The 11,258-nt window shown below is 66.6% G+C and carries 9 protein-coding genes and 1 pseudogene; 1 reads left to right on the top strand and 9 read right to left on the bottom strand.

Annotated elements, in window-relative coordinates; translation table 11 throughout:
• Positions 1-634: 634 nt before the first annotated feature.
• The 3 genes from ACNAW0_RS19140 to ACNAW0_RS19130 all read right to left on the bottom strand — a co-directional run bounded on the left by ACNAW0_RS19140 (position 635) and on the right by ACNAW0_RS19130 (position 3,786).
• On the bottom strand, positions 635-802 hold the full coding sequence (locus ACNAW0_RS19140; RefSeq protein WP_416289278.1) for a hypothetical protein: 168 nt from the start codon (positions 800-802) through the stop codon (positions 635-637).
• A 79-nt stretch (positions 803-881) separates the two neighbouring features.
• Positions 882-3,176 (bottom strand): polysaccharide lyase family protein, encoded by a 2,295-nt coding sequence (locus tag ACNAW0_RS19135; RefSeq protein WP_416289277.1) that lies wholly within the window; start codon positions 3,174-3,176, stop codon positions 882-884.
• A gap of 145 nt (positions 3,177-3,321) precedes the next feature.
• The gene (locus tag ACNAW0_RS19130; protein ID WP_416289276.1) at positions 3,322-3,786 is read right to left on the bottom strand and encodes a hypothetical protein; all 465 of its coding nucleotides are present in this window, start codon (positions 3,784-3,786) and stop codon (positions 3,322-3,324) included.
• Between the two features lie 377 nt (positions 3,787-4,163).
• On the opposite strand from ACNAW0_RS19130, the pseudogene ACNAW0_RS19125 reads away from it, so the two are divergent.
• Positions 4,164-4,403, top strand: a pseudogene (locus ACNAW0_RS19125) (NUDIX domain-containing protein); the annotation flags it as partial.
• Positions 4,404-4,745: 342 nt separating this feature from the next.
• On the opposite strand, the gene ACNAW0_RS19120 reads toward ACNAW0_RS19125, so the two are convergent.
• The 6 genes from ACNAW0_RS19120 to ACNAW0_RS19095 form a co-directional block, all read right to left on the bottom strand.
• Entirely contained in the window at positions 4,746-5,048 is a 303-nt protein-coding gene (locus ACNAW0_RS19120) for a hypothetical protein (protein WP_416289275.1), read from the bottom strand.
• Between the two features lie 294 nt (positions 5,049-5,342).
• Complete coding sequence (locus tag ACNAW0_RS19115; protein ID WP_416289274.1) at positions 5,343-6,941, bottom strand: FAD-dependent oxidoreductase; 1,599 nt, start codon at positions 6,939-6,941, stop codon at positions 5,343-5,345.
• A 276-nt stretch (positions 6,942-7,217) separates the two neighbouring features.
• On the bottom strand, positions 7,218-8,354 hold the full coding sequence (locus ACNAW0_RS19110) for a glycoside hydrolase 5 family protein (protein WP_416289273.1): 1,137 nt from the start codon (positions 8,352-8,354) through the stop codon (positions 7,218-7,220).
• On the bottom strand, positions 8,351-9,322 hold the full coding sequence (locus tag ACNAW0_RS19105) for an acetylxylan esterase (RefSeq protein ID WP_416289272.1): 972 nt from the start codon (positions 9,320-9,322) through the stop codon (positions 8,351-8,353). Before ACNAW0_RS19105 ends, ACNAW0_RS19110 begins: the two co-directional genes overlap by 4 nt.
• Positions 9,323-9,397: 75 nt before the next feature.
• Positions 9,398-10,285 carry a carbohydrate ABC transporter permease gene (locus ACNAW0_RS19100; protein ID WP_416289271.1) on the bottom strand — a complete coding sequence of 296 codons (888 nt, stop codon included), beginning with the start codon at positions 10,283-10,285 and terminating at the stop codon, positions 9,398-9,400.
• Positions 10,282-11,193 (bottom strand): carbohydrate ABC transporter permease, encoded by a 912-nt coding sequence (locus ACNAW0_RS19095; protein ID WP_416289270.1) that lies wholly within the window; start codon positions 11,191-11,193, stop codon positions 10,282-10,284. The genes ACNAW0_RS19100 and ACNAW0_RS19095 overlap by 4 nt, the downstream gene beginning before the upstream one ends.
• Positions 11,194-11,258 lie beyond the last annotated feature (65 nt).

Here is an 11,258-nt window from a genome sequence, read left to right as displayed (position 1 = left end):
CACGGCATCCTCAAACGACCGCGCACCATGGGCACGAACAGCGATGCTGGCATAAAAGGTACAGGGCCCATGATCATCTAGTGATCATGGGCCCTGTACCTTTACTCGTTCAGACACCCCCGACTACCCGAGCAGACGACGATGTTGAACGCGTCATCCGCCCCACCATCTACTTCGACCAGGCAATAGATCAAGATGCTTGACCAGGCACGGTCTGCGGGCATGACCACTTCGGCGAGTGCTCGAAGAGGTCAGCTGCGGTGGGTTACATGATCACGCGGTTGACGTCCCCGTAGCGTTCAGCTCATCGACGGGCGGCGCACCGCGCCGTCGTTCGCGCAACGGAAGCCGAGGTTGCCGGAGCACGATTCCGGGGTGTTGCTGGACAACGCCACTGATGGAATCGAGCATCAGGCTCTACAAGACCGAGGTCATCAACCGGCGCCGGTCCTGGAGCGCGCCAGCAGCTTGAGACCGCGACCGCCGACTGGATCTCCTGGTTCAACCACGAGCGCCTGCTCCGCGGTCGGCCACCGGCCACCGCTCGAGTACGAGTCCGAATACCATCAAGATCACGCCCAGGAAGCCCTGGCCGCATCCTTCACGGAACCCAGGGCGCTTTCAAACCGCGCCGTCATGCTGCACCCCCCTTGCGCACATTCTCCAGCACCACGGCCATCCCCTGCCCGACGCCGACGCAGATCGCCGCCACGCCCCACCGGGCGCCCTCTGCCACCAGCCGCCGCGCCAGCATGCCCAGCACCCTGTACACCACAAGGGGTGCCGGTGAGCCCGCCGCCATCGCTGTCACTCTGGTCCAGCGGAGCACCCTTGTCAGTAGTCACCGTTCGTTGCCATCTGGTCGGTCTCCGACACGGCCGTCAGCGCCCGGTGAACACGGTCCGGGCCCGCCCGCCGTTCGCGCTGACCCGGACCTCGAATTCGCTTTGGAACAGATTCGGGGCACCGGTGAAGTCCACCGACACCTCGAACGTCGCGGTCCCGCCGGGCGGGATGCTGGCCGCGACGGGGACCGGGAACCGGCCCGGATCCCGGCTCGTGATGGAGTGGCCGGACTTGCCGGTCTTGCCCGGTCCGGTCGGCGCGAAGCCGTCCAGCCGCACGTCGTTGGCTGCGCCGCCGCCAGTGTTGGTCACCTCGACCGTCCAAACCGTCGCGCCTGGGCGGCCGTGGTGGTCGCGGTCGACGCCGGCCACCTGGCCGACCAGCTGCGCCGGGCCGGGCGCCGCGGACTCATCCACCTCCAGCAGCAGGGTGTCCCACCCCAACCCGGTGCCTGCGGCGGTGCCAGCGCCGCGGGTGAACGTGATCGTGTTGGTCCCGACCGCCAGCATCGACGCCGGGAACGACAGCGTGGCGAGCCGGGGGAAGCCGCTACGGTCGGCCTGGCGGGCGATCGTCGAGTCGTTGTTGTTCGGCAGCGAGCCCGCGACATCCGTCGTGGAACCGTTGACGGCCACGGTCGGCCGGCCGCTCTGCTGCATCGAACTGGAGACCGTGAGGTACCCGGTGCCGGTGTACAAGCGGTCCAGCTCGAACGCGATCGTCCAGGTGCCCGCGTTCGTTTGGGCGTAGTACCAGTCCTGTGGTTCCCAGCTCTCCCCGATCGTGAACGTCAAGTTCCCCGGTATCTGGGCCGGCTTTTCGAACGCTCGCGGGTGGGAGAAGTCCGCGGGGTTGGTGGCGAGCGCAAACTCGCCGCCCATCCGATCGGCCCGGCCGATCTGCCAGAGGAACGTGGTGCGGTTCGTCGGTGCCCAGACGATCTCGCCAAGGTCCTGGATCGCCCCGCTGACGGTGATCCCGGTCAGCTTGAACTGCTCGCTGACCGAGCCGTCCGCGGCAAACATGTACAGGATGTAACTGCCGGGCGTGGTGGTCCCCGGCTGCCAGGCCGGCGGGATCCCGGGCAGGCTGAAGCTGCCGTCCTCCGCTGTCTTCATAAAGTAGGTCGGCTCGTGGATGGTGTAGACGTCGGTCACGTCCTGCGTGGACAGCAGGACCCAGTGCCTGCCAGCGGGCCGGCCGTCGGCAATGCGCAGCTTGCCGGTAACCGTGGTGCGCTGCGCCGGCGTCGGGTACAGCGCATCGTCGATCCAGGCCGATCCGGCCCGGTTCTCCTCGATCTCCGCCTTGGCGATCTCGGCCGCCTCGGCGATCATCGCGTCCGGGTCGTCCGGGTCGCCGGTGGTGAGGAACGTGTACCACGGCCCGTACAGCCTGCGGTAGCCAGCGGGCAGCGGATACGCGGGGAGGCCGTAGTGGTTGGCGCCAAAGTAGTTGAGGATGATGGCGTCCTGGTGGATGGCCAGGTCCTGGTGGTTGGGTCCGACGCCGTAGAACGCGCACAGGGTCTGGTCGGTGACCCCGCCGAGCGGGGTGAACCAGACTCCGAAGCCGTGCCCGTAGTGGCCGAACATCGGGTTCTCGTGGTGGTACAGGCTCCAGTTGTATTTGCTGTAGACGGTGCCCGGCGGCAGGTTGCCCGCATTGTTCTCCGGTGCGGGTAGATCCGGGTTGTTGATCCCGTCAATGCGCCATGTCTCGTCCTGGACGCGGATCTGCGTGTTCAGGTAGGCGTACGTCGGCTGCTGCCCCTTGCCCCGCTCCCAGCTGAAGGCGTGGTCGAAGATGCTCCGATCCCACCGGCTGTTCATCCGCACCTCGTTGATCGTGGTGGCGGCTACTGCGGTCAGGATGTTGTAGCCGTAGAGCCCTCGCCGACCGCGCCGCATCACCAGGTGGTGCTCGTGCCGCAGCAGGGTGCTGGTGGTGTCGACCACGGCAACCTCGGCGAGGTCCGGGGTCAGCCGGAGCACTCTGATTTCGGAGCAGACGAGGCGGGTGGCCCCGCCGCTCGCGTCAACGTAGAACGACTGCCCGGTGAGGTTGTGCGCGAGCTCTACGCCATCGACGACGACCGAGCTCACCGTGGCGTTGCGGGCGCCGAAGGTAAAGCGGACGAGGCCGTTGTCGAGCACCAGCTCCCGGACCTCGGATGGGTAGGCATACGTACCCGGGGCGACCGGTGCGCCGTCGAGCAGGACGCGGACGATGTCGCTGGCCATCGCGCGGCCGGGGCGGGCGAGCGTCCCGCCCGCGGCCGCGACGCCGATCAGGGCGAGGGCGGTTCGCCTGGTGATCTCGGTGCTCATGGTTACCCCTCCGTGGTCTCAGCCGTCGGGATCCTGCCGCGCCTCGGGTCGTGCATCGCACGGCGCGTGTCGCTGTGCGGGTTTGCGCCCGGGGCGCGCTGCCGGTCGCGGGCGCCGCTGCGCCAAGTGCCACTGCTCCGCTCGCTTAAATGATCTGCAGATGAAAAGAGAACGGCGCATGGGCGATACTCGTCATACCTGCCCTCCTATGAGCCGTTTCAGTCACTCTATGCGCGGCAGTCCTATTTATGGATGCGTACGCATGGCCGGATGCGGTCACGTCAGGCCTATCCCTCCTTTTTGGAGCAGGATGGTTCATGGACGCAGCAGAGCCGAAGCGAAGTCGGTTGATGATGGCCGGGATGCTTTGAGTATGCGGGGATGAGCATCTTGCCGTCATCACGGCCATCACCACCCAGCCCCACAGCCGTATCGACCGGCAGCGCTGCCCGAAGTCCTCTGCAACGCCCGCCGCGAGCAGCAAACCGACGCCTGGAAACGGACCTACCGCACCAGCGCCGGAATCCAAGGCACCATCCACCAGGCCACCGCAGCCACCGACATCCACCAGGCTTGATGCGTCGGTCTCGGCATAGTCAACCTTGAACACGCCTTCGCCGCGACCGCGGTCACCCTCATCCGCCTCTACCCATGGTGGAGCGGCACACCCATGCAACGCACCCGAACGCCCATCTGAGCATGCTCGATCTCACCCTCGCGGCATAGACAGAATTAGGCGACAGAGTCGCGCAAGGCCAGGCCGACGGTCAGGGTGTTACGCAAGGCTCCTTGATCTGGACCGACCGGTGTTCGGCCAAGCTGGTGTTGGCGGCAATGCCGATGATGACGCTGCACCCGGCCTCTTCGAGGCGATCTGGGATCGCGCCGTCCCCTCGACCGCTCGGAGTCCCAGGACAGCAGGACTCAGCTTGACCACCGCGACCAGCACTGCTCGGTCTGCTCGCCGGCGGCGCCACCGACGCGGTCATCGCCCGCACCTTCGGCTGGAGCGTCCGCACCGTGCAGCGGCACATCCACGAGTGGGAGCTGCCTGGCGGGAAGCTGGACCTCGGTGAGGAACGGGCCGAGTGCGTGGTCCGGGAGACCGCCGAGGAGGTCGGCTGGCAGGTGACCTGTGGCCCGCTGCTGGACGCTTGGCAATATCACATCCGCGACCGCGTCGAAGTCCTGATCATTACGTACGGCTGCCACATCGGCACCGATGCTAGCTCCGCGTCAGGGAGGTATTGCGGGCGCGGCGTTGACCGTGGACGTGAGCTCCCTGGCCTCGGGCGCGAGGCTCGTAGAGGCCGCTCTGCCCGCGATCCAAAAAAGGTTCGGCCGCGGTTGCCGCAGATCGCGGTGGATGGTAAGACAGCCGCAGCGCGAAGACCGCCAACCAGCACCATGACAAGTACGCAATATGCACGAGCATCACACGTGATCATCACCGAAAGTGCACCAGAGCCGTTGTTTTACAGTCCCGCCTGGCGACTTGGACGGGCCCGGGAACGACCAGTTGGCCGTCCCGGGCCGTTCATATCTCTTGGCGACCGCGCCGGCCGATGACTAACTGGCCTCGGCTCCTGTGGCAGCGGGCTCGGCGGCGGCCGCTTTGCGGTCCTTGATGCCCTTGTACAGCTGATAGATCGCGATGGCGGGGAGGATGTAGGCGTAGACGAACCGCTGGTACGTGAACTCCTCCATCGTCAGGTATTCGTACAACAGGTAGCCGGAGTAGCCGAGTGCAATGAGCCCGATGAGTCCGTTGACGATGCGGCTTCCCAGGCCGAAGATCGCGAGCACTGCGAGCAGCACACCGCTGAGGCCCAACGCACCCACGTACAGTAGGAAGTCGGTCTGACCGTCCACTTTGGGATCCTTTCCACCTTTGCATGACAACCAAAGGAAGGAACGTACGGTCCTTCCGTCGACCTTCGGATCAGCCAAACGGTCATTTCTGTGTGTTAGCTGAACGTAGCGACGGGCTCACGGCCAAGCTGACCCGTAGCAGTTTTCGGCCTGGCGGGCCGAACCCCTCTGCGGCCGCGAGAGATGAAGCTGGTGGAGAAGTCGGCGTGAGCCGCGATATGCGGTCTGCTCGTCGGTGTGCCTCTGATGCAGCTGGTCGGGGACGGACCGGAATACTTCTCTTCCCGCGCTGATTCACGGTGCTCGGTGTTTGCGGATCTCGTCTGGCCAGGTGAGGGTGATGCCGAGGGTGTCGGTGAGCAGGCGCTGGTAGTCGGTCAGGTGGGTGTGGTCGACGCGGACCTTGCGGGGTGGCACGCCCCGGTCGAGGCAGTACGCTGCCATGGCGCCGGCGGCCTCGCCGATGCTCCACTCGACCGGGTGCAGCCGGTAGCAGCCGTTGGTGATGTGGGTGGTGCCGATGTTCTTGCCTGCGGCGAGCAGGTTGTCGACCCGGATCGGAATGAGGGCGCCGAGCGGGATCTGGAACGGGTAGGACTCGACGTCGACGTAGGTACGCCCGGCGGTGCTGGGGTGCAGGTCGATGCGGTAGTGGCCGATGCCGACGCTGTCGGGGAAGATCTGGCTGCCGGCTCCGGGTGGGCGGGCGTCGACGCCGACGTGCTGTTCCAGGACGGTGAACTCGGCCTGGATGCGGCGCGATTCGCGGATGTAGGGGGCGATGGCCAATCCGTCGGTCGTTCCGGTGATGTCGCCCCGCAGCCGTAGCCCGGGGTATCCGGCGCCGTCGCCCCCCGGGTGCGGTGCCTCGGTCTGCATCCAGTGCACGAACGACAGCGACAGGTCGCGGGCACCGTCGAGCGTGGCGGCCCGGGTGGCGTCGTCGACGCCGAGCAGCGGGGTCTGCCAGTAGTCGATCTGCGGCCAGTTGACCAGGGTGATGTCGGCGAAGGCGGTGCCGGTGAACTGGCGGGCGGCCAGGATGCGCCGGTAGTGCCACAGGTCGTCTGCGGGCCCGCTGCCAGGGTCGTCGCGGAAGATGGGCCGGTTGCGCGTACTGAGGGTGATCGGTTCGACGTCGATCCAGGACAGCTGCGGGCCGGGCCAGAATGGGGCGACCGTGGTACGCCAGAAGTCGTAGCCCGCCGGGCGGTTAATGGTGTGATCCTCGCCGGGTCGGTGTTCTAGGGCGAAGCACCACGAGATCGCCTGCTGGTCGAGCGGGTTGGCGACTGGCGGCGCGTGGGGTTCGCCGGTGGCGTCCTGGCCTTCGGCGCCGATGACGTGCTCCACTCCGGCCAAGGGCAGCAGGTCGCCGAGTTCGGTGGCGTCCAGGATGTAGTCGGCGGTGACGGTGATGTCGCTGCCGTCGGGGCGGCGAAGGGTGACTGCGGTGATCTGATCCTCGGTGGTGTCGGCCGCGACCGGTTTGTGCTGCGGCAGGACCGTCACGCGACCGGCGGACTGCCACGGTGCCAGCAGCTGATTGATGACGGCGAGGGCCGAGCGGGGTTCATGGCACAGCCGACTGACGAGTCCCAGGCCCGGGTTGAGCAGCGGATCGGCCGCGGCCCGCGGTGTCAGCGGGTAGTTGTCCCGGTAGTGACGGCGGATGCGCTGCCGAAAGTCGGCGTAACTGACGGCGGCCAGTTGGGTCTCGATCCAGGCGTTCTCGTCCGGTGGCACCGCCTGGCTGGTGAGCTGGCCGCCGAGCCACTCGGTGGCCTCGGCGAGTATCACCTTGCGGCCGAGTTTGGCGGTGGTCAGCGCGGCGGCGACGCCGCCGACTCCCCCGCCGACCACCAGGACGTCCGTCTGCAGCTGTGTACTCACGCGGTCGTTTCCCTTTCGCGCCTCGGGTTTATCGGCCGGTCGGCCGGGGTTGGGCTCCAGTGGCGGTGTCATCGCCGACGAGTTGGTAGGGCACGAGCTGGCTGCCGGCGCGTGCTGGCGCTATTGACGGTGACCCTTGGCAGGCATTGGTCACGGCATCAAGTTGTTCGAGCTGACGTCTTGGGGGGTTCTAATCCGGCGCAGGCTGTCACGGCATTCGTCGTGCGTCAGGCGTCGCACTCTCTCGGCAAGCAAGAGCGAAGCTGAAACCGGCACTCATCGGGGGCTCTCGCGTACGATCCGCGGACCGGCGTCGGTGCTCATCTGGGTGAACCATTCCGACGCGAAATTCAGGTCCGGGACGGTTCCCAGCGGCAGGGGAATGCCACGGATGGCATGCTCGGGAGGCGTGCTGTGAGTCCCCAGCTCAGCGATCACGTCGCGGACGCGCTCCCCGATCGGCTTTACGGTGTTCTCCGTATCAATGAGACCGAGCCCGTATTCGAGTTCGTCGAAGCCGCGCAACCGGCGATCGATGTCGTGCGATGCCCACCACGTCACGGCGGTCACCTCTGGGATCGCTGCGATCCGCCGCAGCATCCGTTCGGCGAAGTCCGGCACCGTCGCCTGCTTGAGCCAGAGGTCGGACACGCCGACCTCCTGCACCCACAGCGGTTTTCGTCGTCCGTTGAGGATCGCTAACGCGACCTGGGCGAGGTAGTCCGGGATCGCCCATGCGCCGCGCTCCTGATCACCGAACCGTGCCAAGGCGCCGGTGAAGTACGGCCAGGCGTGGATGGCGACCAGGTCCGAGATGTCCACAACCGTCGCCGCGGTGAGCGCGCAGTCCCCGGTCATCCAGGGCTCGTGATCAACACCAACAGTCACCGGCACGCCCGGAGCCCCAGCGCGTGCGGCCATGACCATGCGACGCGCCCAGCCATCGCAGGTGCCTGATGCGAGCCCGGACTGTCGCATCAGCACGTTCGGCTCGTTCGCGATGTCGAGACACCACAGGGCCGGGTGCGCCGAGACAGCCCTGGCGACTGCGGTCACCAACAGCGCGGCCGCTTCCACCGCGTCTGGATCGGTGAAAGGATTGGCATCCCGTAGCCAGGCGGGACGGAAGTCGAAGCCGCTCAACCAGCCGTCGAGCACGGTCGGGCAGACTGTTAGGCCGCGCGTTTCGGCGAGGTCGAGCAGGCGTACGAGCCGGGTGAGCATCGCCGAGGAGACGTACGCCGGGTTCGGCTGAAACAAGGGCCACAAGCACTGGATGCGCACGTGGTCGAAGCCGAGTCCGGCGATGACGTCGAGGTCTCCGGCGATGTCAGCCTCGTTCCAGTCGACCCACGCGTACCACCAGTCGCGGCTGGGCAGGTAATTGACGCCGTAGCGGACTGGGGTGCTCACCGGCCCAGCCGATCCGCGAGGAAGGATGCTTGGAGCGCCCACTGTCCCGCGGCTCCGCCTTCGTGATCATTGAAGGGGTGGACTGTGATCGTCTTCTCCCCCGCGTACGCGTTGAAGGCAGCGAACACCGTGGACGGGGGGCAGGTCTGGTCCAGCAAACCGACGGAGAAGAGCGCCGCCGCTGACGCGCGAGAGGCGAAGGACACTCCGTCGAAGTAGGACAGAGTGGTAAAGACCCGCTCCGTCATGCCTCGTTGCACCGCGAGGTATCGGACGATCTCCTGGTACGGGTCACGGTCGGTAAAGCCGACTGCCCGCTCGAAGTGACATAGAAACGGGACGTCCGGCAGGGCGGCGACGAGGCCGTCGGACAGCCCGGCGGTGGCCAACGCGATGCCGCCGCCCTGGCTGCCTCCGCAGACCGACACGCGACCCGCGTCGACCAGCGGATGCTCCCGGACAGCGTCGATCGCGCGTACGGCATCGGTGAACACACGGCGGTAGTAGTACGTGTCGGGACTCTCGATGCCGCGGGTCATGACGCCATTCGCGGCGGGGCCGCTGCCGTGCGGATCGGGTGTGGCGCCGCCGACGCCCCACATCGCCCCCTGCCCTCGCGTGTCCGTGACGAAGTGCGCGTATCCGGCGGCAACCCAGGGAAGCCACTCGTGCGGCAGGCCGCGACCCGCGCCGTAGCCGAGGTACTGCACGACGGTGGGCAGCGGCGCCTCGGCGTCGGCCGGAATGAGCAGCCACCCCGCGACCGGGTCACCCGCGTACCCGGAGAACCGCACGTCGAAGACCCGGCATGCAGTCAGGGGCGACTCGACCGGCGTGAACGACGGTTTGTCGCCTGCGGCGCGCGCCTCGGCGAGCGTACGCGTCCAAAAGTCGTCGAAGTCCGCCGGCTCGCGTACATCGGGCCGGTACGCGCGGAGCTCGTCGAGGTTGAGGTCAAATCGAGGCATGGGGTTCCTTCCGAGATCAGGCATTCGGTCCGAGGCGGTCCGTTCCGACGCGGACCGGATTGGCGAGGTCCACGCTCAACCCTTCAGCGCTCCCGAGTTGCCCGCGGCCCGCAGGAACTGTCGCTGGAACACGAGGAAGAGCACCACCGGGATGATCACGGAGATGAACAGGGCGCCCATGAATTGTGCGAAGTCGATGGAGCTTTCCAGCCGCGGCAGCGCGACCGAGATCGGCTGGTCCTGCGGATTCGGCAGCACCAGCAGCGGCCACAGGAACTCCTTGTATGCCCCGACGAGTGTCAGCAGGCTCACCACGCCCAGGATCGGCCGTGACATTGGCAGCACGAGCGAGACGAAGATTCGGAAGGGACCGGCGCCGTCGATTCGGGCCGCCTCGAACAGGTCGGCGGGGATGGCCGCGAAGAACCGTTGCATGAGCAGCACGTTGACCGCGTTCGCTGAGGCGGGCAACCACACCGCCCACAGGGTTCCGATGAGGTTGACGTGCACGAGCGGTATATCCATCACGGTCAGGTAGAGCGAGATGAGCGAGATGACGCCGGGAATGAACAGCGTCGCGAGGATCGCTGCGAATACGGCCTTGGCGTACCTTGGTTTCAGGACGGCGAGCCCATAGCCGCCGGTCGTCGCGACGAGTAGCCCGAGGAACAGCGACCCGGTCATGAGCCAGAGGGTGTTGAAGAAGTAGCGCGCGAAGTCGACCTTCGTCCACACCTCGTCGAAGGTGCTCCAGTGGATCCCGCTCGGCCAGAACGAGAACGGCGCGGAAAGCGTCTCGGTCGAGGTCGATGTCGCGGCCTTGAACAGCCAGAACAGCGGTCCCAAGCACAGGACGGCGAGGGAGGCGAACATCAGCACTCGGACGGCGACGAGTGCGATCCGTACGCCGGGGCGGCGCCGATCGAGGCGGGACAGGATGCTGCGTTCGGCGTCGGCGGTCATGATGTGCTCCAGCGTTTGGTCGCGCGGAGGTAGATCCAGGACAACCCCGACAGAGCGATCGCCAGCAGTAGGCTCAGTGCCGTCGCGCGTCCGTAGTCCCCGGATACGAAGGCGTACCGGTAGATCAGCATGAGGATCGTGACCGTGCGGTTCTCGGGACCACCGTTGGTCATGATGTAAGGCTCGGTGAAGACCTGGAAGGTGCCGATCAACTGCAGCAGCATCATCACGAGCAGCACGCCGCGCATCTGCGGGAGAGTGACGTGCCAGAACCGCCGGACCGCATTCGCCCCGTCTGTCTCCGCGGCGTCATACAGCTCGGTCTGTACGCTCATCAGCGTGGCGAGATAGATGATTGTCGCAGTTCCGAACGACGCCCAGGTGGCTTGCAGCACGATCGAGGTCATGGCGAGGTTTCCGTCGTTGAGCCACGCCAACGGCCCCAACCCCACCCACCCGAGGATGGTGTTGAGTACGCCGGTCGGGCTCGGGTCGAAGAAGGCCTTCCACAACAGGACGGCCACCACGGGCGGGAAGATCACGGGCAGGTACACGAGCGCCGAGGCCAGTCCGCGGGTGCGACGCAATTCCGCGATGATGACCGCCAGGATCACCGGCACGGGGAACCCGATCACGAGTGCCAGCAGCGCGAACCACAGCGTGTTGAGCGTGGCTGTCAGGAGTAGTGGGTCGGTCAGGACTCGCGTGAAGTTGTCGAGGCCGACCCAGTCGGTCGTCAGGAAATTGGTGCGCTGGACGCTCAGGGGCAGCGACCGCAGGATCGGCCACCACGAGAAGAGGCCGAACGACAGTAAGAGCGGCAGGAAGAACACCAGCGTGGACAGCCCGCCACGGCGTATCCAGCCCATGAGCCGGCGCGAAGGACGGTTCGCCACGGTCTGATGCATGCGGGATGCCGGCCGGGACGGGGCCTGGACAGTCAGCGAGATCACCTCGTCTGTTCTGGTGGGCT

Source organism: Micromonospora sp. SL1-18 (assembly GCF_047921505.1).
Taxonomy (GTDB): domain Bacteria; phylum Actinomycetota; class Actinomycetes; order Mycobacteriales; family Micromonosporaceae; genus Micromonospora.
Note: the sequence above shows the minus strand (reverse complement) of the source record. Positions and strands in the feature narration are given on the sequence as shown.